Genomic DNA, 26563 nt, shown 5'->3' on the forward strand with positions numbered 1-26563 from the left:
GGCGGGGCCGGCCCGGGGCGGCCCCGAGGGCCTACGGCAGCTGCGGCGCGACCTGCGCGGCGATCAGCTCCAGGTGGTCGAGGTCGTGCAGGTCGAGGATCTGCAGGTAGATCCGCTCGGTGCCGACCGCCGCGTACCGGGCGATCTTCTCCGCGACCTCGGCCGGGGTGCCGGCCAGGCCGTTGGCCTTCAGTTCGTCCACGTCGCGGCCGATGGCGGCGGCCCGGCGGGCCACCTCGGCGTCGTCGCGGCCGACGCAGGCGACCAGCGCGTTGGAGTAGACCAGGTCGTCGGCCCGGCGGCCGGCCCGCTCGGCGGCGGCCTTCACCCGGCCGAACTGGACGGCGCTGCCCTCCGGGGAGACGAACGGCAGGTTGAACTCGTCGGCGAAGCGGGCGGCCAGCGCCGGGGTGCGCTTGGCGCCGAGGCCGCCGACCAGCACCGGGATGCGGTCCTGGGCGGGCTTGGGCAGCGCGGGCGAGTCGGTCAGCGTGTAGTACTCGCCGGCGAAGTCGAAAGTGTCGCCGAGCTTGGTGTTCCACAGGCCGGTGATGATCGCCAGCTGCTCCTCCAGCCGGCCGAACCGCGCCGCCGGGAAGGGGATGCCGTACGCGGTGTGCTCGTCCCCGTACCAGCCGGCGCCGAGGCCGAACTCGACCCGGCCGCCGCTCATCGCGTCCACCTGGGCGACCTGGATCGCGGTGACGCCGGGCAGCCGGAAGGTGGCGGCGGTCATCAGGGTGCCGAGCCGGATGGTGCTGGTCTCGCGGGCGAGCCCGGCCAGGGTGATCCAGGCGTCGGTGGGGCCGGGCAGGCCGTCGACGTCGCCCATCTTCAGGTAGTGGTCGGAGCGGAAGAAGGCGCTGAAGGCGCCGAGCTCCTCGGCGGTGCGGGCCACCTTGAGGAGGGTGTCGTAGCTCGCGCCCTGCTGGGGTTCGGTGAAGACTCGAAGATCCATACGGACCATTCTGGTACGGACCGCCCGCCGATCCCCGCCCGGATCCGGCTGAACCGGCGAACCCGCCCGGGACACACCCCGGGGTGGCCAAGGTCTCAGCACGGAACCGTCACGACCCTGCGGTCCGCGGGCCCGGCTCGCCTACCGTGGACGGATGTTCGCGATCCCCGACGAGTCCTTCCGGCGCTCCCCCGACGAGCCGTCCGGCTGCCCGCTGCCCGGCATCGTGGCCGCCTTCACGCCCCGGCTGGCCGAGTTCGCCTTCGAGCCCGGCTTCGTCGCGGCCGTCGACCAGCACGTCGCGATGCTGCGCGAGCTGCTGTACGCGCAGGGGCCGGAGCTCGCGCCCCGGCCCCTGGACCGTGAGGAACTGTCGGACTACGCGCTGGGTTTCCTGGACGCGCTCGCCGAGATCGGCTGGCGGGAACCGGTCGGTCACGACTACGCCGTGCTCCGGCTGACCGCGATCTGCTGGCTGGTGCGCGAGCAGGGCCTGCCGGCCGTCTGAGGCCGATGTGACCGGCGGCCGCCGGTCACATCGGCCGGGCGCCGGCGGGGTGCCGGGGCCGGTCTGGGCGGTCGGGCGGACCGGCTGTCCGGGATGGTTCCCTCGGGTGAACGCCGCGGGCCTTGGGCCCGCGTAGAGTGGCAGTTCCGGCAAGTCCGGCCACACGGCGACCGGGCGGAGGGGACGACCGAGGGTGAGCATCAGCGAGGCGGACAGCGGCACGGCGCGCGGCGGAGCCGGCGGCCACCGGCCGTTGGTGTGGCGGACCCTGCCCGAGCAGCCGGTGGCCGCCGTCCTGCTGCTGCACGGCGGCGAGGAGCACAGCCTCGCCCGGCCCGGCCCGGTCAACCTGCCGCTGCTGCGGATGCGCGGTTTCCTGCGTCCGCTCGCCCGCGAGGCGGCCGCCGCGGGCATCGCCGTGGGCACCGTCCGCTACCGGCACCGCGGCTGGAACGGGGAGCGGGCCGACGCCGCCCGCGACACCCTCGCCGCGCTCGACGAGCTCGCCGAACAGCTCGGCCCGGTGCCGACCGTCCTGATCGGGCACTCGATGGGCGGCCGCGCCGCGCTGCGGGCCGGCGGGCACGAGACCGTCACCGGCCTGGTCGCCCTCGCCCCCTGGTGCCCGCCGGGGGACCCGTGCGAGCAGCTCGCCGGACGCGACGTCCTGCTGCTGCACGGCGACCGCGACAGCGTCACCCCGCCCGCCGACACCCGGGCCTTCGCCGCCCGCAGCCGGGCCGCCGGCGCCCGGGTCTGCGGCTACACCGTCACCGGCAGCGGCCACGCCATGCTCCAGCGCATCCCCGACTGGCACCGCGCCACCGCCCGCCTCACCACCGCGCTCCTCGGCCTCCGCCCGTTCCCCGCCGAGACGGCCTCCGCGCTGGCCCTGCCGGCCGGCTCCCCCGAGGCGCTCACGCTGGCCCTCCCCCGCCAGCCCCGCCCGGCTGCGGGCCGGTAGCGGCCCGGTAGCGGGGCGGCGGCCCGAGGTCCGTTCGAACCCCGGACCGCCGGTCTCACGGCATCGGCAGCACCAGGGTGAAGTGCGCGCCCTGCAGCACCGGGTGGACGCCGCGGCGGGCCGCGAGCAGCAGGTCGCCGTCCGCCTGCTGGGCCAGGGTGCGGGCGCGGTGCAGGCCGTCGCCGCGGCCGGGGCCGCGGGTGGAGAAGCCGCGCCGGAAGATCCGGTGGTCACCGGCGGTGTCGGCGATTCCGGGGCCGCTGTCCTGCACCTCGACGGTGACGTCCCCGTGGGCCGACTCGGCCCGCAGGCGGATCGAGCCGCCGCTGGCGCCCAGCGCCTCGGCGGCGTTGCCGAGCAGTTCGTACAGCAGCACCTGGAGCACGTCGGCGCGCACGGCGGCGACCGTCCCGGCCGGCACGGCGATGGTCAACTCGACGCCGGGGTGGGCGGTTTCGAAGTCCGGCCGGATCCGGCCGAGCACGCCGAGCAGGTCGGCCTCGCCGCCGAGCGGCAGGTCGGCGAGCGGGAGTGCGGCGGTCTCCTCGGCGAGGGCACGGGCGCGCTCGGGGCCGGGGTCGGCGCGGTAGCCGGCCAGGCCGGGGGTGAGCAGGTGCCGGTGCAGCGCCCACGCGTCGAGCGCCGGCCGGTCCGGCCCGGGGGTCTCGGCGGCCAGGCGCTCCAGGGCTTCGGCGAGGTGCTTCCCGGCGTCGGCGGCGAGCCCGGTCAGGACGCCGTTGTCGTCGAGCAGCACGCCGCCGGGGGTGACCTCCCGGACCACCGGCAGGGCCGCGAGCCGGGCGGCGCCGGCCCACAGGGCGTCCTCCCCCACCGGGTCGACGCGGGCGCAGACCAGGGCGATCTCCCGCATCATCTCGTTGACGCCGACCGGCGCGTCGCCGGTGCGCAGCGACAGCGCCGCCCAGAACGCGGCCTCGGCGGCCGGGTTGCCCCGGACCGGGGCGAGGACGGCCGCGCGCAGGGCCGCGGCGAGCTGCGCGTCGTCCGTCCAGCGGGGCAGCGCGCCGGCCCCGGCGGGCAGCCGGCGGGGCGAGCGCAGCAGGTGGTCGAGGAAGAGCCGGATCAGGTCGGGATGCAGCCCGGTCTCGTAGGCGAGCGAGGCGGCGGTGCCGAGGTCGCCGAGGCCGCTGAGGTCGACGATCCAGGACAGCGTGCGCCAGGACGACTTCGGCTCGGCGAACACCCGGCCGCCGGTGAACGCGGCCAGCGGCCACCGCGGGCCGGCCACGCGCAGCAGCCCGACCGCCCGGCGCCGGCGCGCGGCGGCCAGCCGCAGCAGCGAGCGCAGGTCGAGGACGGCCGCCTGGGAGCGCCCGGCGTAGCCGCGCCCGTCGAGGCCCCAGCCGACCGCCAGGAAGGGGGCGAGGCCGGGCAGGGCGGGGATGGCCCGGGTGCCGGGGTCGGCGACGAACAGGTCCACGTCCCCGGCCGGGCGGAACGCGGCCAGGTCCTCGTCCGCGAAGACGCCGAACAGCCGGGTGAGGTGGCCGCCCTCGACCGGGTGGGCGGTGCGCGGGCGCGGCCCCTCGCCCAGGAACTCGTCCAGGGCGGTGGCGAAGTCGACGGCCGGGCGGGCGCCGCCGGCCAGTTGCAGCGACTGGTAGGCGTCCAGCAGCCGGTGCTCGGCCGAGCCCTGGCGGACCGCCCAGCCGGCGAAGGACGGCGCCCGGCGGGTCGCCGGGTCGAGATGCCAGCGCAGGATCTCCGCCGGCTCCTCCTTCCAGCACCACTCGGGCAGCGGCGGCACGGCGGCCGGGCCGCCGGAGTGGTCGTCGGAGCGGTCCAGCAGGGCCTTCGCCGCCCGGAGCGAGCCGGCCTCGATCAGCGCGCGGCAGGCGGCGGCCCAGCCCTCCTCGGCGTCGGGCAGCGCCGCCAGCCGGGCGTCGAGCGCGGCCCGGCCCGCCGCGACGCCCGCGGCCAGCTCGTCCTCCAGTGCCGTGAGCGCGGCGGCCGCCTCGGGCCAGGACTCCCGGCAGCGGGCGGCGAGTTCGTCCCGGTCGGCGGCCGGGGCCTCGATCCCGGCGAGGTCGGCGCGCCGGGCGGTCTCCTCCAGCCGGGCGCGGAGCTGGGCGTGGCGGCGCTCCCGGACGGTCTCCAGCCGGCGGCTCAGATCGTCCAGCCGGGCGCGGTCCAGCGCGGCGCAGTCGGTGAGCACGGTCTCGGCGAGGGCGAAGTGCCCCTCGGCGAGCAGGCTCTCGTACACCTGGTGCTCGTCGTCCTCGGCCGCGATGCCCTCGACCAGGGCGCGGGCGAGCTGCTGCGGCCCGGCCGGGTCGGGCGCGTGCAGGGCGACGAGCAGCGCGCGGTGGCGGAAGCGGCCCGGCCAGAGCCGCAGGAGTTCGCCCAGGTGCGGGTCGAGCGATTCGATCACGACGGCTCCTCGGTGGTCATGACCGCCGCCCCGCTCACGACTGCTCCCGCGACCAGTCGTAGAGCGGCCGCAGCCGTTCCAGGAAGGCGATCATCGGCAGGCCGTAGGGCTTGCCGACGCCGCCAGCCTCGCTGAACAACTCGTCCCAGGAGGCGGACAGTTCGGCTCCGAGCCGGCGGCAGTACAGGAGTTCCTGGGGCGCGCTGAGCGAGACCTCGGACTCGGCCCCGGTGGAGGCGAGCTCGCGGGCGGTGCGGACGATCGACTCGATCCGCCGCTGGAAGGTGAGCTGGCTGCGCCAGGCGATCGGCGCCTTGCCGGCGGCCGCGACCAGGTCGTCCAGGTGCCGGCGGACGTTGCGCGGCAGCAGCGGCTCCACCGAGGGGCGCAGCTCCGCGTCCAGGGCGGCGGCGCGGATCTCGGCGAGCAGGCCGCGCGCCCCGAACAGGCCGTCGTGCATGGCCTGCCCGGCGTCGAAGTCGAAGCGGCCGCGCAGCCGTTCGATGTGGTCGATCTGCCCGGTGAGTTCGACCCAGGCGGCCTCGGCGGCGGCCCGGTCGGCGGCGTGCGCCATGGCCGCGGTGAAGGCCTTCATCGGCAGCGGGCGGCCGGGCTCGCGTTCGGCGGCGAGCACGGCGAGGCGGCGCCAGCGGTCGGGCAGGGCGCCCGCGAGCATGCAGATCACCTCGCCGCCCTCGGCGCCGCCCCACAGCAGGGTCTCCGCCATCCCGGCGACGGCCCCCACCGTGCGGGCCGGCGACCCGCCCTCGGCGAGGATCAGCGCGGAGTCGACCAACAGCTCCTTCAGCGGGCCGACTTCGAGCCCGGTGGCGGCGGCGCAGGCGGCCGCCGCGGCCGGGTCGGCGAGCAGCCGGCCGACGACCGCGGCCTCGACGAAGGCGCGCCGGCGCCAGGCGTCGGCGACCAGCCAGCCGGTCCAGCGCTCCCGGGGCGTGACGGCGGGGTCGGGCTCGGGCCCGGGCCCGGGCTCGGGCTCGTGGTCGGACTTGTGGTCGGACTCGTGGTCGCACCCGCCGTCGTCGCCCCGGCCGAGCACGATGGCCACGCCCCGGCGCAGCTCCTCGGCCGGGACGCGCGCGCTCTCCCAGCTGTCGAGGACCGCCCACGGGTCGTCGAGTTCCCCGATCCGCTCGCCGATCACACTGGTGAAGCCGTTCGGGCCGGTCGCCCGGCGGGCCTGTTCCAGCAGCGGCAGGGCGACGCTGCGCGCGGCCCGGGACCGGCCCGGGGAGGCGGGGGCGCCCGGGCGGGGCGCCGGAACGCCGGGGCGCTCGGGGCCGGCCGGGATGCCGAGCGCGGCCGCGAAGGCGTCGGCGAAGTCGACGCCCCGGACGTGGATGCCGACCTGCCCGACCCGCCCGGCGGCGTTGCCCCGGGGCCCCTCGCTGAGCGGGGAGAAGCTGCCGAGCAACACGCTGTCGTCGCTGAGCACGGCGCGCACGCCGGCCCGGCGGCGCTGGACGTGGATGCCCGCCTCCTGTGCGGTGAGCAGTTCGGCGAAGGCCTTGCCGATCTTGCCGGAGACATGGGTCTGCGGGTGGACGAGGTGGACGCTCGCGCCGCCCGCGGCGACGTCGCGCACCCGCCGCGCCATCAGGTCGTTGGCCACCCGGGGGTCGATCCGGTCGTCGGTGATCGCCAGCCGCCGGCTGCGGGTGGTGAGCGCGGAGGAGATCAGGTCGCGGTGCGCGCTGTCGCGGACCAGTTCGACGGAGGGCGTGCCGCCGGTGGAGCGGGCCAGCGAGTCGAGCACCGCGGTGTGGTACTCGGCCCAGCTCTCCGCCCACAGCCGCACCACCGCCTCGTCGGCGAGTTCCCTGTCGGGGGCGGGCCAGAGCTCGGAGGCGTCGGCGCCGCGGCCGGGGCGCCGGGTGGCGGCGTCGTCCTCGGCGCCGTCCGGCTGGAGCTGGATGCGGGCGCCGTCCGCCGCGAAGGGGTAGGCCTTGCGGGCCCACAGCAGGGCGTCGGCGACGCAGCGCGGGGCCGCGGGGCCGTCCGCGGCGGGCTCGACCAGCACGCCGATCTCGCCCTGGTCGTTGGCGAGGTCGGCGTGCAGCGGGCTCTGCGAGCCGAACAGCGCCCGGGAGGCGTCCTGGACGACCAGGCAGGCGTCGGTCTGCGCGCTGCGGTCCTCGAACAGCACCTGGGTGGGGTAGCGCGCCTTGAGCTCGTTGAGGGCGGTGCGCACCGGGGTGGGCAGGGTGTCGGCGGCGCTGCGGCCCCAGAGCAGCACCACGCTGACGCCCTTGGCGAGCCGGTCGGTGAGCGCCGGCAGCAGGGCGTTCAGGGTGCTGTAGCGGATCAGCGGGCTGGAGACGACGAGCTGGGTGGTGGCGGAGCGGATCAGCTCCTCCACCGCCCACAGGTAGCCGGCGGCGTGCTCGACCAGGACGACGCCCGCCCGGCCCCGGTCGGCGTCGACGATCCGCTCCTCGATGCCGGCGGCCAGCTTCTCCAGCTGCTCCTGGGCGTCGTCGATCTGATTGACCTGCTTGCCGGGCAACTTGTCCACCTGCGCGGCGAGTTGGCCGAGCAGACTGTCCAGGGTCTCGGCCGGGACGAGGCCGCGGTCGGCCCGGCCGGTGAGCTTGCGGACGAACTCGTGGTCGGGCTGCTCCTCGGCGAGGCCGGCCAGGTGCTCGGCCATCCGCTGGCGGGCGCGCATGCCCCACATGTGCTCGTCGTCGATGAGCTTGACGGAGAGCACGTCGCGGGCGGTGTCGACGCGCACGGCGAGCCGGACGGACAGCCAGCGCAGCTCCTCCGGCGGGCGCAGCACCGGGCTGCCGAAGCCGACGTCGAGCACGTTCTGCCGGAAGCCGCGGCGCCGGCGGTCGTGCCGGATCGCCGCCTGGACGGCCTCCAGCAGGTCCCCGGCCGACAGGTCGGCCTCGGTGACGCCCTGGTGCGCGGGCAGTTCGAGGCTGCCCTCGGGGGCGAAGCGCTTGCCGCGCCACTCGGGGAACAGCTGGCCGGTGACCGGCTCGAACAGGAAGCGCCGGGTCTCCTGGACGGTCGCGGCGTCGCGCAGGCCGCCCTCGGTGAGCATGTCGCGGGCGCCGTCCGCGAGTTCGAGGTCGCCGCTGTCGAAGCGGACCAGGATGTGGCCCTTGCTCCAGAGGCTGTGCACCACGTCGACGATGATCCGCTCGGGCAGCCGGAACAGGTCGACCTGGGACTCGACGGTGGTGCGCCCGGCGGCAATGGCGCGGGCCACCAGGTCCTCCAGGGTGGTCAGTCCGCTCTCCGGGCCGAGCAGCACCTTGAGCGCCACCAGGCGGCAGGGGACGGCGAGTTGGGCGGTTCCGTTCATCGCTGCACCAGGTTTCCGTTCACTCGCCCATCAGCGTCTCGGCCGGGACGATCCGACCGTGGCGCCGGACCGTCTTGGTGATGATGTCCCAGGAGGTGCCGCCGTGTTCGGCGAAGTGCGCGAACCCGCCGACCAGGACGAGCAGCCGGCGCCCGCGCGAGAGCAGCACGTTGGCGACCTCGTTGCGGCCGACGTGCCCGACGTTGCCCGCGACGGTGTTGCCGGACTGGGTGGTGCGGACCAGCGAGACGATCACCCGGTCGGCCTCCCGGCCCTGGAAGGAGTGCACGGTGTGCACCCGGCCGCGCAGCAGGCCCTTGTTCTCCAGCAGGTTCTTCTGGGCCCGGTAGGGGGTGAGGACGACGAGGCCGCCGTCGTCCTCGGCCGGCCGGTCGGGCGCCAGCGGGGCCGGGCGCATGCGGTCCACCAGGCGGTCGATCACCTCGACCTCGCCCTGGTTGTACCAGTACGGGTGCTCGGCGCAGTCCTCCAGCCCGGTGGTGTCCAGCCACACCAGGGCGGCGCCCCGCAGGAAGCCCGGCCGCTGCACGCCGTGGTCGAGGTCCGCGAGGGAGGAGGTGCCGAGGAAGCTCTTCGGCAGGCCGTCGTCGTCCGGCCGGAACGGCACGTACGGGTAGAAGGCGCGGCCGACCGGCTGGGCGATGTCCGGATGCATCCGGAACTGCAGGTTCAACTGGCCGAGCGGGGAGGCCTCGTAGTGGACCTTGCCGGTGTCCGGCTCCTCCCGGTCCGCGAAGAGGTGGCCGAACATCCGCAGCACCCGCTCGCGCATCTCCCGCTCGTCGTAGTGCAGGCGCATGTCCTTGTCGGGGTGGTCGCGCAGGCTGCGCAGGAACTGCAGCACCTCCTCCTCCCGGTGGGCGCCGAGCTGGCGGTGGTCGCCGATCAGGGTCCAGCGGGTGCCGAGGACGAGCGGGATGATCAGCTCGGTCGGCCAGGCCTTGGCGGCCTCCTCGACGATCACCCAGTCGAACATGTCGCCCGGGTCACGGTCGGTGTCGGTGATGGTCGCCGCGATGGAGCAGGTGGCGAGGACGATGCTGGCGCCGTTCTTGATCCGGTCGGTCAGCTCGATCTGGTTCGAGGCGACGCTCTTCAGCCAGGCCTCGGCGACCGGCCGGTCCTGGTCGTTGAGGGGCAACGGCCGCTCGCCGGGCGGCAGTTCCTCGAAGCGGCGGCGCTCCTCGGCCGACAGCCGCTCGGGGTGCAGCATCCATTCGAGCTGGGACTCGATGGTCTGCGCGAGGCGCTCGGTGAGCTTGCCGAGGGTGTGCGCGAGGACGGTGCGGTCCTTGACCCGCTCCTCGTCGTCCTGCCCGTCCGGGGTCTCCCGCAGGATCAGGACGTCCGGCATCTCCTTGATCAGCCGGGCGGCCAGGTTGTCCAGCGCGTAGTTGGACTGCGCGCTGACCAGCACCCGCGCGCCCGGCTCCTCCCGGAGGAAGCGGCGCAGGGCGTGCGCGGCCACCGTGGACTTGCCGGTGCCCGGCGGGCCCTGCAGGGCGTAGAAGGGCTGCAGGGCCAGCATGTCGTTGATCCGGTCGGGGGCCTCGCCCTCCAGCTGCGTGTCGGGGGCGGAGCGCCAGCGGCCGCGGCCGAGGTCGTAGGAGATCGGCGCGCGCAGGCTGCGGATCAGCGCCGCCTGGTTCTCCAGCATCGTCCGGGCCTTGGCCTGCCGGGCGATCTGCGGCTCGGAGCCGCCGTCGTCGGAGGGCCGCAGCCAGCCGACGCTCGGCACCCGGTCCTGGTTGCGGTGCGGGCGCACCACGATGGTGTCGCGGTCCCGCCGCTCGACCAGGTCGACCTTGATCACCCGGTGGCCGAAGTACGGGCCGCGCTGGTGGCCGGGCACCACGTCGAGGGTGATGTACTCGGAGTCGACGTCCAGGTTCTCGACGAAGTCGCTGAGCCGCGGGCGCCGCTTCGGGTCGGTGCTGAAGGCCGTCAGCAGCTGGGAGCGGTGGCGCCACGCGGCGTCCCGGTGCTCGTCGAAGGTGAGCACCGCCAGCCCCGGGTCCTCGGCCTTGTCGGTGCGGATGAACGGGTACTTGCGGGCGTCCAGCGCGGTGCGCTGGTAGGCGAGCAGGAAGTCCAGCGAGCGCAGGAACTCCTGCTCCTCGCTGCCGCGGGCCCGGGCCCGCTTGACGGACTCGGTGAGCGGCAGCCAGGACGGCCGCCCCGCGCGCACCTTGGCCAGGCTCTGCCCCGGGTAGAACGGCACCACCTCGATCCGGCCGACCTTGCGGCGCGGCTGGGCGCGGACCAGCGCCTGCGCGTGGTTGCGGTCCTTCAGGTACTTGATGACCAGGGTGTCCTCGTGCTGCTCGCCGCGCTGCTTGGTGAGCAGGTCCTGGTCGTACAGGAAGGCGCAGAACCAGACCGCCTGCTCGCCGATCAGCACCCAGCGGGCCTCCTGCAGCTTCTCCGGCTCGTCGTTGGCGAAGCCGACCGCGCCGTTCGGCGACCAGACCAGCTCGGCCCCGCGCAGCTCCCGGACGTAGAAGTTCCGCAGCGCCTCCCGGCCCGCCGGGGTGTCCGGGCTGTGGCTGATCCACTTGCGCAGCTCGAAGATCGTCTCCACCGACTGGTCCGGCAGGAAGGCGACCAGCCGGGGCACCTCCTCGGCCGCGTCCTCCCACAGCCGGCGGATGCCCTCCCAGTTCTGCTCCAGCCGGCGCAGCGCCTGGAAGGAGGTGACCCGCGCCTCCGGCGCCTCCTCCAGCATCTCGCGCAGCAGCGACACCAGCGGCTTGGGCAGGTCCACCCGGCCGGTGAGGTGGGCGCGCATCCGCGTGCGCAGCGTGGCCAGCGCGATCGCCTGCGCCGGGCCGTCCACGGCCTGGGCCCGCGCGAACTCCTCCGGCAGCAGCTCGGGGATCGGCCCGCAGAACCACTCGAAGCCGAGCACGCCGAGCCCGAACACGTCGGTGGTCGCCCACTCCCGGCGACGGCCGGAGCGCTCGTGCAGCAGGAAGTCCAGGGTCTCCGGGGCGAGGTAGGCGAGGTGCCGGGCCTGGTCCATGCCCTGCGGCGCGGCCAGGTAGAGCCGGCGCACCAACTCCCCCACCTGGGCGGAGTTCTGCAGCGCGGTGCGGCGCACCAGGTTGCCGATCAGGGTGCTCAGCTCGAAGCGGGAGAGCTGGACCGTCACCGAGGCCTCGCCGTGCCGCTGGACGGCGCGCAGCGCGCCGAGCGTCAGGTTGCGGTGCATCAGCCGGGCGCCGTGCAGGTGGTTCAGCGCGTCCAGCAGCACGCTGAACGCCTCGAAGGCCTCGATCCGCGCGGACTGCGCCCAGCGGACCGTCGCGTCGACGTTCAGGGCCTGGCCCTGGCTCTCGGTGATCGCGAAGGCGACCTCGTTGGCCGCGTCGAAGCCGCCGCTGCGGATGGTGGGCAGCGCGGGGTGGCTCAGCGCGTCCAGCCGCAGCAGGCCGCGCACCTCGTGCTCCCACAGCTCGCCGGCGAAGCCCTGGATGCCGATGAAGACGGACGCCTCCAGCCGCCCGGCCAGGTCCCCCGGGTAGTTCAGCTCGACCCGGAACAGCAGGCCGGGCACGACCACCTCCGGCTCGCCCGCGCGCTCGTACGGGCCGTACGGGGCGTTGGGCTTGCAGAAGAGGCGGTCGACGAGGTCGCGGTAGGCGTCGACGTCGTCGGTGTGCGGTGCGTCAGCCGGGTGTGCGTGCATCGGCGTTCGCCTTCCTGGTTTCCGTTGGGGAGTGGTCGGTCGGCGCCAGCTCGCCGCCCAGGCGCAGGGCCAGCAGGCCGTCGTCGGTGCCGACCGCGAGCAGGCCGCCGGCGATGCAGAGGGAGCGGCAGGGGACGCCGAGCCGGATGACGTGCCGCTGGACGGCGGCGAGCGGGTCCCAGATCCGCACGGTGCCGTCCTCCCCGGCCGAGGCGACCAGCGGGGTGCCGTCCGGCGCGTGGTAGGCGGCCAGGGCCTCGACCCAGCCGGTGTGGCCGTCGAGGACGGCGAGGTCGGGGGGTGTGGCGTCGGGTGCGGCGGGGTCGAGCAGGGCGCAGCGGATGAGGCCGTCCGTCGCCGCGCTGACGGCGACCGGTCCACCCTGGCCGCCGGGCCGCGCAAAGCCGGTGACGGCGCGGATCGCGCTGTGGCCACTCGGGCGGAAGCCGACCGACCAGCGGTGCCGCGCGTAGTCCCACAGCCCCACCCAGCCGGAGTCCCAACCGCACAGCAGCAGACCCGTGGCACCCGCGCAACCGGACAGCGCGGTCAGCCGTTCACCCCGCCCGTGCCGGCCGGGGCCTCGCGCCGGGAACAGCTCCCGGTACCAGCGGGTCGCCACGTCGACCGAGGCGACCCGCGGTGCCGAGGACGGCTCGCCCGGGGCGGGCACCACGATCAGCCGAAGGCCGTCTGGCCCGAGGTCCAGCACCGCAAGCAGATTGGGTGTGCCCAGCGGGGTGGGCGGCGGGTCGGCCGAAGTACCGTCCACGGCCCGGCGGACCAGCAGCCGCCCGGCGGCGACGCCGACCAGCAGTGGCCCGCGCGGATCCGGCAGTCCGGCGAGCGAGCCCGCCCGCGCGGACGGGGCCTCACCCGGAACGAAGCGGTCGGCGGTATGGTCCCACACCTTCACTGCCTGGTCGTCCCCACAACTGACCAGGCGTTTCTCACCGTCACGGGTGGTGAAGGCGGTCAGCACGGTGACGGCGCTGCCGTGGCCGGTGAGCATCCGGGCCCGGGCCGGGGCCTGACCATCTGACGGGTCCTCAGGACCGTCCGGGCCGTCGAAGGACAGGTCGAGCAGCGAGACCGTCCCGTCCAGGGCGCCGACCGCGACCGACTCGGGCCCGAGCGTCGCGAGTGCGCGGACGCCCCTGGGGAACTCGGCCGGGAGCCGCCAGCGGTCGCCGCTCTCCGGCTGCCAGAACACCAGGCGGTCGCCCGCACCGCCGACGGCCAGTCGCGCCGGGCCGTCCGCGCCGTCGCAGAGGACGGCAAGGGCCCACAGCGGGCCAAGGGCTGCTGTGAGGTGCGGGTGCTCCTGCCGACCGCTGACCAGGTCCCAGATCCTGGCGGTGCCGTCCTGACCCGCACTGGCCAGGCGAGTGCGACCGTCAGTCCCAGGAAGGGCGGCCAGGGCCGTCACCGGGTCGACATGCCCGGTCAACGGTCGGCCGTACAACTCACCGGTCTCCGGGTCGATCAGGTGGATGCGGCCGGGGACGGTTCCGAGGGCGAGCAGCATGCCGCCCTTCGCCGTGGGCAACACAGCGGCGGAGACATACGGTTCGGCGCAAGGCAGGTCGCGCCACTGCCAGGTACGGGTCTCCACGACGCACAGCCGTCCGCGTCCCCGGTCGGAGGCGGTGACGACCAGCCGCTGGGCACCGTCCAAGGCGGTCAGGGTCAGGATGCGGTCGCCGAGGCCGCGCAACGCAGGGTGGACGGCGTGGCCGGAGGACGGGTCCCAGATCCGGACGGTGCCGTCCTCGCCGCCGGTGGCGAGCAGCCGGGCGCCGTCCGCTCCGCGCACGGCAGCCGCAGCGCGCACCCGGTCGGTATGCCCGGCCAGGGTGAGGTGCGGCATCCGGCGGCGCAGGCCGGACCAGACCGGCTCCCAGGCCGGCTCCTCGCGCGGGACGGACGGGCGCGGGCCGGGGATCCGCGCGGTGAGCACGTTCGGGCCGCCCGTCTGGGCCGTGCCGAGGCGGCGCAGCCCGCGCCGGTCGGCCGGTCCGCTCTGCTCGGCCAGGTGCGCGGTGACCACCGTGCCGACGACTTCGACCGGAAGCGCGGTCAGGTCGTTGCCGCGCGTCGCGTCGGCGGTGACGGCACGCACGTCCAGCCGGTCGAGCAGGTGCGGGCGGGCGGCGAACTGGTCCCAGGCGTTCGCGTGAGAGCGGGTGAGGTGGCCGGACAGGTGGCGGGCGAGGTAGGGGTTGAGCGGTCCCTCCTGCTGTTCGGCGAGGTCCAACAGGGCGGTGGCCAGGGCGAGTCGGTGCCTGGGGCTCCGCGCGTCGGCCAGGAAGTACTCCTGGAAGGTCCGGTGGGCGAGCCGGAACACCGCCTGCCCCGCCTCGGCGTCCAGCATCACGTAGGGCGCGGCCGCGCGCTGCAGGTCGCGCAGCACGGCCTCGTCCACCCCCTGCGGGCCGAGGGCGTTCGCGGCGGTGACCCACACCCGGTCCGCCTGCGGCAGGCCGCGCCCTTCGGCCAGGGCCAGCGCCTCCAGCAGCTGGCGGCCGCCGGGGACGACGCGGCTCACCCGGTCGACGGCGGCGGCGAACAGGCGGGTGGTGGCGGTGTCGCCGTCGCGGTCGAGGTCGTCGACGCCGAGCAGGTGATCGAGTTCGGCGGCGCGCCCGGGCTGGAGGAGGCCGGGGTCGGCCAGGATCTCGTGGACCACGAGGCCGGCGTGCAGGAACTGCAGCCTGCCGCGCGCGACCGCGGCCGTCACCCGCGCCAGCGCTTCGTCGAACAAGCGGTCCAGCGCGAGGCGGTGCTCGTCGACGTCGAAGTCGAAGTCGACGGCCATGAAGAAGCCGAAGGGTCGGCCGCGCAGCTGCTCCAGCGAGCTGCGCACGAGCTCGACCAGCGCCCCCTCGTCCCGTTCGATCCAGAGGGTGTCGCCCGCCTCCGGGCCGTCCCCGCCCCCCAGCGCGTCCAGCAGGTCCGTCCGCCCGTAGCCGCCCGACGAGGGCCGCGTCCCCACCACGACCCGCACCCCCGGCACCCTCGCCAGCTGCCGGAACAGCGCCGCCAACGCGAGCGGTTCGCTCGCCTCGTCGAGCCCGTCCGCCATCACCGTCAGCGGCCGACCGCGCCCGGCGACGGCCGCCGTCAGCTCCCCGGCCCGCTCACTGGCCGAGAGGGCGGCGCCCGGCGCGTCCAGCCCGGCGGCGTGGGCGATGGCGGTGGCGACGTCGTCCATGGTGGCGCCGGTGAGCGGCAGGGAGAGGTCGAGGCGCGCCGGCGGCTGTTCGGGGGCCCAGTCGCCGCCGGGGAAGCCGGCCGTGGCGAGGATGGCGTGGATCTCCGGGTAGGAGTGCAGCAGCACGTTGCCGAGGACGGCGGACTTTCCCGCGCCGGGCGCTCCGGTGACCACCAGCAGCCCGTTACCCGACCGGTCGGAATCGCTCAACCAGCGCGCGATGTGCTGCCGTTCGGCCTCGCGCCCGACGAAGTTCCAGGCCAGCTCGCCGAGCGCCGTGCCCATGCCCCGGCGGGCGAAGTGGGCGCGCTCGTGGCCGGGCAGGGCCGCCAGCAGCGTCTGCAGCCGCGCGAACACGTCGAGCGGTGCGGCGACGGGTTCGGGCAGCAGGGCGGCCCGGGTGAGGTGGCGGGCGCGGGCGATGCCGTGGGTGGTGACCGTACCGCGCTGCTCCCGGGCGAGCCTGTCCTCCAGCCGGGCCGCGAAGTCGCGCAGCGAGATCTCGCTGTCGTTGTCGGTGAAGGTGTCGAGCACGTCGGCCAGTGCTTCGCGGAAGACGGAGAGGTAGCCGCGGCCCTGGTCCTTGCCGGTGGCGACCAGGACGACGGCCCGGGCCGCCCGGCGCCGCAGCAGCTCGGCCTGCATCAGGTCGACGAACCACTTGGCGCCGCACGCCTCGACCAGCACCAGCGTCCACTCCGGCCCGGAGCCGCGCTCGCGCACATGCGCGGCGACGTGCTCGGCGAGGCTGGTCGGGTTGAGCTCGCCGTCGCAGTCCTCGCCCTCCCGACCGGGAACGACCAGCCAGGCGTCGTCCTGGTTGGACTGCCCGTGGCCGAACCACAGCAGCACCGACGAGCTGCCGTGGGCGCCGCGCCGCCACTGCCGCAGCCGGGCGTCGGTGGCCGCCAGGTCGCGACCCTCGGCCACCTCCCACCCGGCGAGTTCGCCGCCGAGCCGGGCCAGCAGTGCGGCCACCGCCTCGGCCTCGGCGCTCGCCTCGATCGGCGGGTGGCGCCGCGCGTCCCGGTACTCGTCGAAGGCGACCGGGACGACCTGGAATCCGTGCCGTTCCCCGCCGGTCTCTGAACCACTGCTCACGTTCGAACTGCCGTCCACTCCCGTGCCGTTGCTCCCTCGTGCCGTTGCTCAGTCCTGGACGAGGACCAGCTCGGTCACCGGGTCCGTCCCGCAGGACACCGCCACCCGGTACAGGCCGGGTTCGTCCAGCACCACCGAGGCGACGAGTTCGTCCGGGCGGTCGCCGCGCACCAGCAGCGGGCGGGCCACCGGCGTGTCCCCGTAGGCGTCCTCGACCAGGCAGGCGGCCGTCCCGGCGTCCCGCACGCCGTCCACGGCGACGGTGAACGGCTCGCCGGCCGTGACCAGGTCCGGCAGCCGCAGGCCGACCTGGTCCTCGGGCAGGTCGCCGGCGCCGAGCGCGGAGCGGGCCGCCAGCCGGGTCACCACGCCGCAGACGATGTCCAGGGCGGTGCTGCTCTTCGCGAGCGCGCCGTGCGTCTGGCCGAGGCAGATCTCGGCCACGCCGTCGTGCGGGGTGGCCGAGTAGCGGAACACCGTGCCGTCGCCGCCGTGGTCGACCGGGACCAGCCGGCCGATCCCGTCGCGCACCAACTCGTCGTCGGGGTGCCGGAGATGGCCGTGGTGGTAGGTGCGCACCACGCCGCCCTCGATGCGCAGCGCCTGCTCGGTCGGCTGCCCGGCGCCGACCACGGCGCTGTGGTCCGGCAGCACGGACGGGTCGAGCAGCGCCCGGGTGCGCCGGGTGCGCTCGAACAGCTCCGGGTCGGCGCCGAGGGCGGCCGCCTCGGCCGGGCCGAGCTCGACCACGTCCTCGTCGGCGGTGACCACGCACCGGTAGGCGGGCAGCAGGTCGTGCACCCCGGGCAGGGTGCGGGCCAGTGCCAGCAGGTTCCGGTGTTCGAGCGGCGTGCCCTGCCCGCTGTTCAGCAGCGCCGTCGCCTTCACCGCGCCCAGGAACGGCGTGCCGAGGGTGACGGTGGCCCGCACCTCGGCGGCCAGCTCCGGGTGCCGGGCGCACATCGCGGTGGCGACCAGCCCGCCCATCGAGTGCGCCACCAGCACCGCCCTCGGCTCGGCGCCGCCGGGCCGGGCCGGGTGCGCCCGCCAGGCCGCCAGGTGCGCGCGCAGCGCCGTCGCCAGCTGCTCGGCGTTGTGCTCGACGGACAGCCGCCAGTCGTAGCCGAACTCCAGCAGCGCGTCCGGGTGCACCAGCACCTCCCGCAGCCGCCGCACCAGCCGGCCGTACGGCTCGATGCCGCGCAGCACCGGCGCGAACTCGGCGGTGTCCAGCAGCCCGGCCGGCACCACCCGGCCGACCCGGCCGTCCCGCTCCTGCGGGGTGACGGCCAGCGCGGCCAGCCCCTCGCGGTGCCGCCAGCGCGCCGCGAGCTGCGCCGCCCGGCCCAGCCCCCACAGCGTCCGGCCGGTCTCCGCCTCGACGAGGCGGCTGCCCATGATCCCGGGGATCACCACCACCGCGTCGGCACTCACCCGTACGGCGGGGTCCATTCGCTCCAGCGGCCCAAGCTGCGTCATGCGGGCAGCGTAGAACACGCGCCACCGCGGGCACCATGACGACGTGTCACATCCTGGTCCCGATACGGTGGCAGAACGCCTTCAAGGCTCTCGGCCCCGCTCCGCTGGGCCGATCAGGGGAAACGCCGGTCCGCCGGCACCCGCCGCCCGGGCGGCCCGGAGCGCGGCGGTTACCTTGGGCGACGACTGGTCAACTCCACACCCTCACAAGGGAGTCGCCACCGCCATGCCCCGAATCCGCCGGCACACCCTCTGCGCCGTCACCGCCCTCCTCGCCCTGCTCGGCACCGGCACCCCGGCCGTCGCCGCCGCCCCCGACGCCCTCGCCGGGGCCGTCCGCTCGCCGATCGCCGGGCACCAGCACGGCGGCGGCCTGCGCAACAGCACCAGCAGCAACTGGTCCGGCTACGCCGCCACCGGCGGCCCGTTCACCGGCGTCAGCGCCGACTGGGTCCAGCCGTCCGTCAGCTGCACCAGCACCGACGCGTATTCCGCCTTCTGGGTCGGCCTCGACGGCGACACCAGCAGGACGGTCGAGCAGATCGGCACCTCGGCGGACTGCTCCAGCGGCTCGCCGGTGTACTACGCCTGGTACGAGATGTACCCGGCGTACCCGGCGGACTTCCAGAACACCGTCGTGCCCGGCGACCACCTCTCCGGCAGCGTCACCACCGATGGCGCCGGGAAGTTCACGCTCACCCTGTCCGACACCACCCAGGGCTGGACGCAACAGGTCGTCAAGTCGCTGAAGAGCGCCAAGCTGGCTTCCGCCGAGGTGATCGCCGAGGCGCCGTCCAGCCTCTTCGGCGTCCTCCCGCTCGCGAACTTCGGCACCGCCGGCTTCACCGGCGCCACCGCCAACGGGCAGGACCTCGGCGCCTCGAACCCCTCGGTCATCGACATGGCCGAGGGCGGCGTCACCAAGGCCACCACCTCGCCGCTCGCCAACGGCACCGACTTCGCGGTGACCTGGCAGCACAGCTGACGGCCTCCCCGTGCGCGGCGGCGCCGCCGATCCCGGTGATCGGCGGCGCCGTCCGTCGTGCGCTACTGGGTGGCCAGCCGCTCGGCCAGGTCGTCCAGGCCGAGCGAACCCTGCGCGAGCACGCCGGTGTGCCAGGCGCGCAGGTCGAAGGCCGGGCCCCGGCGGCGGCGGGCGGCCTCGCGGCCGCGCAGCCAGGCCCGTTCGCCGAGCTTGTAGCCGATGGCCTGGCCGGGCCAGCCGAGGTAGCGGTCGATCTCGCTGCTGCGGCGGGCGGCGCCACTGCCGTGATGGGCGGCCATGAACGCGGAGGCGAGCTCCGGGGTCCAGCGCTCGCCCGGATGGCTGTCCCACTCGCTACTGGCCGCGTCCGCCGGGACGGCGAGTCGCAGGTGCATGCCGAGGTCGACGATCACCCGGATGATCCGGAGCATCTGCTTGTCGAGGTAGCCGAGGCGCCGGGCGGGGTCGGTCAGGAAGCCCAGCTCGTCCATCAGCCGCTCCGCGTAGAGCGCCCAGCCCTCCTTGTTGGCGCTGACCGCGCCGAGCGTGATCTGGTAGCGGCTGAGCCGGTCGGCGGAGGCCGTCCAGCGGGCCGTCTGCAGGTGGTGGCCGGGGACGCCCTCGTGGTACCAGGTGCTGACGAGCTGCCAGGTCGGGAAGGAGGTCCGGCCGAGGGTGGGCAGGTAGGTGCGGCCGGGGCGGCCGAAGTCGAGGCTGGGGCCGTTGTAATAGGGCGCTCCCGAGCTGCCGGGCGGGGCGATCCTGGTCTCGACCCGGCGCAGCGGCCAGGCGATGTCGAAGTGGGTGCCGTGGAGGGCGTCGATCGCCTCGTCGGTGATCTGCTGCAGCCAGGCGCGGATGTTCTCCTCGCCGTCGATCGCGTGGCCGTCCCGGTCGAGGTGGTCCATGGTGGCGCGGACACCGGCGCCGGGGAGGATGTGCTCGGCTTCGGCGCGCATCTCGGCGGCCGTGCGGTGGAACTCCTCCCAGGCCCAGGCGTAGGCCTCGGCCGGGTCGACGTCGGCGCCGATGGCCCAGCGGGCGGAGCGCAGGTAGCGTTCGCGGCCGACGGCGTCCGGGGTGCCGTCCGCGGCGGGCAGGTAGGTGTCGCACAGCCAGGCGCGGAAGGCCGTCACGGCGGCGGTGGCGCGCTCGGCGGCGGCGTCCAGTTCGGGCCGCAGCCGGGCGGGGCCGGCCGCGGTGAAGCCGGTGAACCAGTTGGCGCCGCCGTCCTCGCCGGTCCAGGCCGCGAGCTGGGCGGCGACCGCCCGCGCCTGCCGCGGCGCGGACAGCAGGCCGCGGGCGATGCCCTCGGCGAGGGTCGCCCGGTAGCCGTCCAGTGCGGCGGGCACGTGGCGCAGCCGTCCGGCGATCACGGCCCAGTGCTCGTCGGTGTCGGTGGGCATCATGGTGAAGACGCTGCGCACCCGGTGCAGCGGGGAGTTGACGTTGCGCAGCTCGCGGAAGTGGTCCCCGGCGTCGTGCACGGCGAGTTCGGCGGTGAGCCGTTCGCGCAGCAGGCGGGCGCAGTCGCGCTCGGCGTCGTCCTCGGCCTCTGGGCGAGGGGCCCTTCCGTTCGGCGGCGTCGAGTGCGGCGAGCGTCGCCCGGGCCAGGTCGGCGCGCGCCGCGAAGCCGTCCGGCGACAGGTCGGGCTGCCGGTCGTCCTCGGGGTGCAGGCCGAGCCCGGTCGCGGTCGCCGGGTCGAGGGCCGCGACCCGGGCGACGTGGTCGTCGGCGAGGCTGCGGGCGGAGGTCGGTGTCTCTGGCATGCCCACCATCGTGGCGCGCGGGCCGGCGGGCTGTCAGCCGGTCCGCGGGAGTCAACGGGCCGCCCCCCGGCCGGGGTCGGCGGAAGGCGGCCCGGGCACCGGGTCTACGAGAGGGTCACCCCGACCGTCGCGGCCCAGATGTCGTCCTTGGTGGCGGTGGGGGCGACGGCGCTGCCCCAGGCGAGCACCAGCTTCGTCGGCGAGAGCGCGGAGAAGCCGAAGGTGTCGCCGGGCCACACCGAGGTGGCGCCGAAGCCCTGCGAGACCTGCACGGGGGCGGACAGCCAGCCCTGGGTGGTCGAGAACGTCCGCAGGTACTGCGCGTAGCCGCGCTGGTCGCTGCCGGCGAGCCAGCCCACGTACGCGATGCCGGGCGGGCCGGCCACGACCTGCATGACGTGCGGGACGTTCAGCGTGTCGGTGGGCACCTGGACCGGCGCGGACCAGGTGGCGCCGTGGTCGCGCGAGTAGGAGAGCCAGCCGGTGTCGGTGCTGGAGCCCTGGGTGTCCCAGGTCGTGTACAGGGTGCCGTCCGGGCCGAGGGCCTCGGCGCCGTCGATCCACCACTCGGTGCTGTTCATCGTCCCCGCGTCCGGGCCGACCCGCACCGGCGCCGTCCAGGTCGCGCCGCCGTCGGTCGAGCGGGTCGCGTAGGTGTAGGCGACGGTCAGGTCGTCGGTCGGGATGTTGGTGACCGTGTAGCCCTGGTAGACCACGTCGAGCGAGCCGTCCGGTTCGACGATGACCGGCGCGCTGTCGGCCCCGCTGTTCGGGTAGCCGGGGCTGATGTGCGACATCGCGCTCCACGTCCGGCCGCCGTCGGTGGACTTCTGGAACACGGCGTTGAGGTCGCCGGTGGCGAACGCGCAGCTGCCGCTCGGCGGGCACACCGTCGTCACCGCGGCCGCGCTCGGCCCGTAGTCCCAGGTCAGGTAGAGCGCGCCGTCCGGGCCGGCGGCGATGAAGACGCGGTCGCCCCAGTTGTTGGCGTCCGGCGGGACGATCGAGCCGACCGTCCGGAACGAGGCGCCGTGGTCGGTGCTGGCGTCGATGACGGGGAAGGTCTCGCCGGCGCGGGTGACCATGAAGGCCGCGTAGATCGTGCCGTTCGGGGCGACGGTGATCGACGGGTCCCACGCCCGGGCGCCGTTCTGCCCGGTGCTGCCCGGCAGCGTGAGCGGCGTGCCGAAGCCGGCTCCGCCGTTCGGCGAGGCGGCGAAGCCGATGCCCTTGCAGCCGATCCACACGTCGTAGACGGCGTTCACCGCCGGGTCGACGGCCTGGATGGTCTCGGCGTTCTGCCCGGCGCAGGAGGACGAGATGTTCGCGGGCGTGCTGACGGTGTAGGAGGCCGCCAGGCCGGCCGCCTTCCCGCTCTGCGGGGCCTGCAGTCGGGCCGACCGGACGGCGGTCCCGGCGGTGGCGGGGGAAGCGGCTGCCGGTACGGCCAGCGCGGGCCCCGCCGCGAGGGCGAGCGCGGTGGCTCCGGCGCAGAGTCCGGTGATCAGGGATCTGAGCGTGGCGCGAGGTGCGTGCACGAGCTGATCTCCTCGGGGTGCAAAGGGAGTTGAGGGTGACGGACCGGCTGCCGCGAGGGCCGCCGATCCGCCCGGGAACGGATTCCCGCCCACGCCGCATCCATGCCGTGCCACCCCGAACCCTCACAGCAACGGCCCAACCGGGTCCGCCACCCGGCCGCCCCGCCGCCCGGCCGCGATGGGGCAGGGCCGCCGGGCGGCCGGAGAGGTCAGCGACGGACCGTCACTTGCGCGCGAGCAGCCAGCCGCCGAGGCCGTCGCAGGCGCCGGCGTTGTAGCTGGTGGAGCGGAAGCCGGCCGGGACGGGCGAGCCCGGGCAGGCCCACAGGCCCGCGCGGGCGGTGTTGTGGCGCCAGGAGCCGGCGCCGTCGCAGCCCCAGGTGGTGTGGCCGGTGATCACGTACCCGGCGACCACCGGGGAGCCCGAGCAGGTCCAGATCCCGTCGTGCGGGAGGCTGTGCTGCCAGCCGCCGATGCCGCCGCAGCCGGACCGGAAGTGGTTGCTGATGACGTACCCGGGCACGACCGGCGAGCCGGAGCAGGTCCAGATGCCGTCATGGACGAGGCTGTGCCGCCACGAGCCGATGCCGCCGCAGCCGTACGTCGTGTGGTCCGTGATCACGTACCCGGCGACCACCGGGGAGCCCGAACACGTCCAGATGCCGTCCTTCGCGGGCTGCTGGTACCAGGAGCCCCAGCCGCCGCACCCCTTGGGGTCGTGGTCCGTGATCACGTTCCCGGCGTCGACGGGCTGCCCGGAGCACGCCCACTTGCCCGCACCGCCCCACTTCCACTCGGTCCTGGCCTCCGCCGACGACATCCCGGCCACCGTGCCGCCCAACGCCACGGCCACGACCAGCGCGCCCGCGGCCACCGCGGCCCCGACACCCCGGCCGACGACCGAGGCCGCCACCCGCTTCCACAGTTGACGAACTATCATGTGCAGCTCACTCCAGGCAGGTTGGGGAAGGTCGAACGCCCGCCGACCGGCGCACCGGTGGCGAGGCGAGAGCCACCCTAGGTGGTGGCGGCGTGAAAGATCAGTGGAGATCCCAGGAATCCCGCCCCGCACGCCAGCTTGTCCGAAACTCGCCGTACCGGCCGGGAACTCACGCCGCCCCGCCCGCGCGGACGGCCGACGCGGGTTCCACCCCGCGCGGCCCGCCGGTGACCCTATGCTCGGCGGATGGAGACGAACGGGACGGTACGGCCGAGTGAAGTCCTCGTGGCCGGGGCGTACTTCACGGACCTGGTGTTCCACGGCCTGGACCGGCCGGTGCGGCCGGGCACCGAGGTGTTCGCCGCCAGCTTCGGCCTGGTGCCCGGCGGCGCGTACACGCTGGCGATGGCGCTGCACCGGCTCGGGCGCCGGGTGGTCTGGAGTGCGGACTTCGGCACCGACCCGTTCAGCGCCCACGCCCTGGCCTGCGCCCGGCAGGAGGGGCTGGACGAGACCGGCTTCCGCCGACACCCCTTCCCCGTACGGAGCCTGACCGTCGCCCTGTCCTCCGGCGACGAGCGGGCGATGGCCAGCTTCCAGGACCCGATCACCCCCGCGCCGCTCGCCCCGCTGGTGCGGCGCCACCGCCCGCGGGCCCTGATGCTGCCGCAACTGCGCTGGGACGAGGCGACCTTCGCCGCGGCGAAGGCGGCACGAGAGCTCGGCACGCTGGTGGTCATGGACTGCCACGACACACCCGCGACCCTCGACGACCCCGCCGTGCGCCGGATGCTCGGCCTGGTCGACGTCCTCACACCGAACAGCGGCGAGGCCCTGCGGCTCACCGGCGCCGCCGACCTGGACGACGCGATCGCCCGGCTCTCCGGCCTGGTCCCCACGGTGGTCGTCACCCGCGGCGCGGACGGGGCCACCGCCGTCCGGGCCGGCGACCGGCACGACATTCCGGCCACCTCCCCGGCCGACTCCCGCGCCGACTCCCCGGCCGACTCCCCAGCCGACTCCCCAGCCGACTCGCCGGTCGACTCCGCAGCCGACTCGCCGGTCGACTCCGCAGCCGGCTCGCCGGCCGTCGCCGTCGACGCGACGGCAGCGGGCGACTGCTTCAACGCCGGCCTGGTGCACGCCCTGCTCGACGGCCGGAGCCTGCCGGACTGCCTCGCCGCGGCCGCGCTCTGCGGCGCGGCGGCCACCACCGGCCCCGGCTCCAGCGCCGCCCTGCACGCCGCCGACCTCGAACGCCTCCTCGACGGCCGTTTCGCCCGTCGCTCGGCTCCCTCGACTCCCTCCTCGGCCCCCTCGGCCCCCTCGGCTACCCGGCTGAGGTGAACACTTCACCACGCGGCGTGATCGTGTTAGCGTCCCTCGGATGTCGAGGATTCTGGTCACCGATCTGGACGGCACCCTGCTCGGCGGCACCCGGGACGAGCGACGCCGATTACGGGACGCCCTGTCACGCCACCCCGAGGTGACGGTGGTCTTCGCCACCGGCCGGGGAATCTCCTCGATCCGTGACGTCCTGCGCGACCCCCTCGTCCCGCGCCCCCGCTGGATCATCGCCGACGTCGGCGCCAGCGTCATCGACGGCACCGACCTCACACCCGTCGACCCCGTCCAGGAACACCTGCGGACCGGCTGGCCGGGCGGCGAACGGGTGCGCGCCGCCCTGCGCCACGTCCCCGGGCTCGTCTACCAGCACGGCGTCGTCCAGGACGGCCGCTGCTCCTACCACCTCGCCCCGGAGCGGCTCACCGACGAGCTCACCACGGCCGTCGACGCCCTCGGCTGCACCTGGGTGTACTCCGCGGACCGCTACTTCGACGTCCTGCCGAGCGGCGCCTCCAAAGGCAGAGCGCTCCTCGGCCTGGCCGGGAAGCTCGGCTGGCAGCCCGAGGAGGTGCTGGTCGCCGGAGACTCCCTCAACGACCTCTCGATGTACCGGACCGGCGCGCACGGCGTGGTCGTCGCCGGGGCCGAGCCCGCGCTGCTCACCGCCCTCGCCGAGGACCCGTCCGTCCTGCGCCCCGACCGAGCCGGCGCGGGCGGCATCCACGCGGCGCTGCGGACCCTGGGGTGGGTCGGCGACGATCCCGAATCCGGGCCCGGTCCTGGGCCCGGATTCGGACCTGGGCCCGGGCCTGGGCCTCGCCCCGGCGGCACCGGCCCTGACCGTTCCGACCAGCGGCACTCGCTCGTGGTCGCCTACCACCGCCCGCCGCTGCACTGGAACGGCGAGAGCTGGCAGCCACCCAGCAGCCCCAACGGCATCCTGCCCACCCTGACCAGCGCCTTCACCCACGGCCTGCCCGGTATCTGGGTCACCGCCCAGACCGACCGCGACCGGCAGGCCACGCTCCCCCGCCCGACCGAACTGCCGCTCTCCGCCGTACCCTTGGACACCGCCACCTGGAGCGGCTACTTCCACCGGGCCTGCAAGGAGACCCTGTGGCCGGTGCTGATGTCGGAGCCGCAGCGGTCGGCGTTCGACGCCCGCGCCTGGGCCGACTACCGCACCGTCAACACCCGGTTCGCCCGCCGCATCGCCGCTCGGGCCGCCCCCGGCGCCACCGTCTGGCTCCACGACTACAACCTGTGGCTCGTCCCCGGTCTCCTCCGCGCCCTCCGCCCGGACCTCGCCGTGGGCCTCTTCCACCACACCCCCTTCCCACCGCCGGAGGTCTTCGACGCCCTCCCGGTCGCCGGTGAACTGCGGGCCTCGCTCGCCCAGTTGGACTGGGCCGGCTTCCACACCGAGCACTTCGCCGAGAACTTCCAGCAGGCCTTCGCCGGCCTGCCCGCGATGCCGGACACCGCCGTCCACCCGCTCGGCATCGACCGGCCCGCCATCGAATCCCTCGCCCGTCTGCGCGGACCGCGACGCGAACCGGCCACCGGCCGCGTGGTGCTCTCCGTCGAGCGCCTCGACTATGCAAAGGCCCCGGTCCAGAAGGTCGACGCCGTCGACCGCCTGCTCACCCACCGGCCCCGGCTCCGCGGCCGGTTCACCTTCCGGCTCGTCTGCCCGCCGCCCGAGCCCGGCATCACCGCCTACGACACCACCCGCGACCACCTCGAACGACGCATCGGGGAGGTCAACACCAAGTGGCGGCAGGACCGTTGGCAGCCGGTCGACTACCTGCCCCGCAGCCTGACCAGCACCCAGGTCATCGACGAGTACCTGACCGCCGACGTGCTCTGGGTGACCTCGCTCCAGGACGGGATGAACCTGACCGCCAAGGAGTTCGTCGCCGCCCGGGCCGCGCTCCCGCACGACCACCACGCGGGGCCGGGGGTCCTGGTGCTCTCCCGCCACGCCGGCGCCGCCGTCGAACTCGGCGACGGCGCCCTGCTCACCGACCCGCACTCACCCGACGACCTGAGCACCGTCCTGGCCCGCGCCCTCGACCTCAGCCCCGCCGAACGCCGGGCCCGCATGCACCGGCTCTCCCGGCTCCTCGGCCACCAACGGCCCACCGACTGGGCGACCAGGATCGTCCAAGCGATCAGGAAACGCCCGACCGCGGCAGTCCCACGCAGCGCGTGAAACCCGCCCGGAAGCGCGAAAAACCCCCATCCGGAATCCGGATGGGGGTTTCTCTGAAGAATTGTTCGGCGGCGTCCTACTCTCCCACAGGGTCCCCCCTGCAGTACCA

The 26563-nt window shown here is 75.2% G+C and carries 13 protein-coding genes and 1 pseudogene; 5 read left to right on the top strand and 9 right to left on the bottom strand.

Annotated features, from left to right (window positions below):
• Positions 1–31 precede the first annotated feature (31 nt).
• Complete coding sequence (locus ACPC54_RS28575) at positions 32–958, bottom strand: LLM class F420-dependent oxidoreductase (protein ID WP_498968855.1); 927 nt, start codon at positions 956–958, stop codon at positions 32–34.
• 154 nt (positions 959–1112) lie between these two features.
• On the opposite strand from ACPC54_RS28575, the gene ACPC54_RS28580 reads away from it, so the two are divergent.
• Both ACPC54_RS28580 and ACPC54_RS28585 read left to right on the top strand, forming a co-directional pair.
• Positions 1113–1466 carry a DUF6401 family natural product biosynthesis protein gene (locus tag ACPC54_RS28580; protein ID WP_498968857.1) on the top strand — a complete coding sequence of 118 codons (354 nt, stop codon included), beginning with the start codon at positions 1113–1115 and terminating at the stop codon, positions 1464–1466.
• A 193-nt stretch (positions 1467–1659) separates the two neighbouring features.
• Complete coding sequence (locus ACPC54_RS28585; RefSeq protein ID WP_498968859.1) at positions 1660–2430, top strand: alpha/beta hydrolase; 771 nt, start codon at positions 1660–1662, stop codon at positions 2428–2430.
• Positions 2431–2485: 55 nt separating this feature from the next.
• Here ACPC54_RS28585 and ACPC54_RS28590 read toward each other — a convergent pair whose 3' ends face one another.
• The 5 genes from ACPC54_RS28590 to ACPC54_RS28610 are packed head-to-tail and all read right to left on the bottom strand — an operon-like array spanning position 2486 to position 17659.
• A complete protein-coding gene (locus ACPC54_RS28590) occupies positions 2486–4822 on the bottom strand; it encodes an ATP-binding protein (protein WP_498968861.1) in 2337 nt (778 codons plus the stop codon).
• A gap of 34 nt (positions 4823–4856) precedes the next feature.
• Positions 4857–8156, bottom strand: coding sequence for a phospholipase D-like domain-containing protein (locus ACPC54_RS28595; RefSeq protein WP_498968863.1), 3300 nt, complete (start codon positions 8154–8156; stop codon positions 4857–4859).
• 19 nt (positions 8157–8175) lie between these two features.
• Positions 8176–11865 carry an AAA domain-containing protein gene (locus ACPC54_RS28600; RefSeq protein ID WP_498968864.1) on the bottom strand — a complete coding sequence of 1230 codons (3690 nt, stop codon included), beginning with the start codon at positions 11863–11865 and terminating at the stop codon, positions 8176–8178.
• Positions 11846–16180: an NACHT and WD repeat domain-containing protein gene (locus ACPC54_RS28605; RefSeq protein ID WP_498968865.1), complete on the bottom strand. Its 4335-nt coding sequence runs from the start codon at positions 16178–16180 to the stop codon at positions 11846–11848. The genes ACPC54_RS28600 and ACPC54_RS28605 overlap by 20 nt, the downstream gene beginning before the upstream one ends.
• Positions 16181–16228: 48 nt before the next feature.
• Positions 16229–17659, bottom strand: a complete 1431-nt coding sequence (locus ACPC54_RS28610) for a lipase/acyltransferase domain-containing protein (protein ID WP_498968866.1) — start codon at positions 17657–17659, stop codon at positions 16229–16231.
• Between the two features lie 226 nt (positions 17660–17885).
• Between ACPC54_RS28610 and ACPC54_RS28615 the strand changes: the two genes are divergently transcribed.
• Positions 17886–18644, top strand: coding sequence for a G1 family glutamic endopeptidase (locus tag ACPC54_RS28615; RefSeq protein ID WP_498968867.1), 759 nt, complete (start codon positions 17886–17888; stop codon positions 18642–18644).
• A gap of 62 nt (positions 18645–18706) precedes the next feature.
• Here ACPC54_RS28615 and ACPC54_RS28620 read toward each other — a convergent pair.
• From ACPC54_RS28620 to ACPC54_RS28630, 3 genes and pseudogenes are all read right to left on the bottom strand, one after another.
• Positions 18707–20414 (bottom strand): annotated as a pseudogene (locus ACPC54_RS28620) (DUF885 domain-containing protein).
• 104 nt (positions 20415–20518) lie between these two features.
• Positions 20519–21952: a sialidase family protein gene (locus ACPC54_RS28625; RefSeq protein ID WP_498968869.1), complete on the bottom strand. Its 1434-nt coding sequence runs from the start codon at positions 21950–21952 to the stop codon at positions 20519–20521.
• A 223-nt stretch (positions 21953–22175) separates the two neighbouring features.
• Positions 22176–22892, bottom strand: a complete 717-nt coding sequence (locus tag ACPC54_RS28630) for a hypothetical protein (protein WP_498968870.1) — start codon at positions 22890–22892, stop codon at positions 22176–22178.
• Between the two features lie 246 nt (positions 22893–23138).
• Between ACPC54_RS28630 and ACPC54_RS28635 the strand changes: the two genes are divergently transcribed.
• Positions 23139–24239, top strand: a complete 1101-nt coding sequence (locus ACPC54_RS28635; RefSeq protein WP_498968871.1) for a carbohydrate kinase family protein — start codon at positions 23139–23141, stop codon at positions 24237–24239.
• A 40-nt stretch (positions 24240–24279) separates the two neighbouring features.
• Entirely contained in the window at positions 24280–26454 is a 2175-nt protein-coding gene (locus tag ACPC54_RS28640; protein ID WP_498968873.1) for a trehalose-6-phosphate synthase, read from the top strand.
• Positions 26455–26563: the final 109 nt, after the last annotated feature.

This window comes from Kitasatospora sp. NPDC094028, from assembly GCF_049543595.1.
Taxonomy (GTDB): Bacteria; Actinomycetota; Actinomycetes; order Streptomycetales; family Streptomycetaceae; genus Kitasatospora.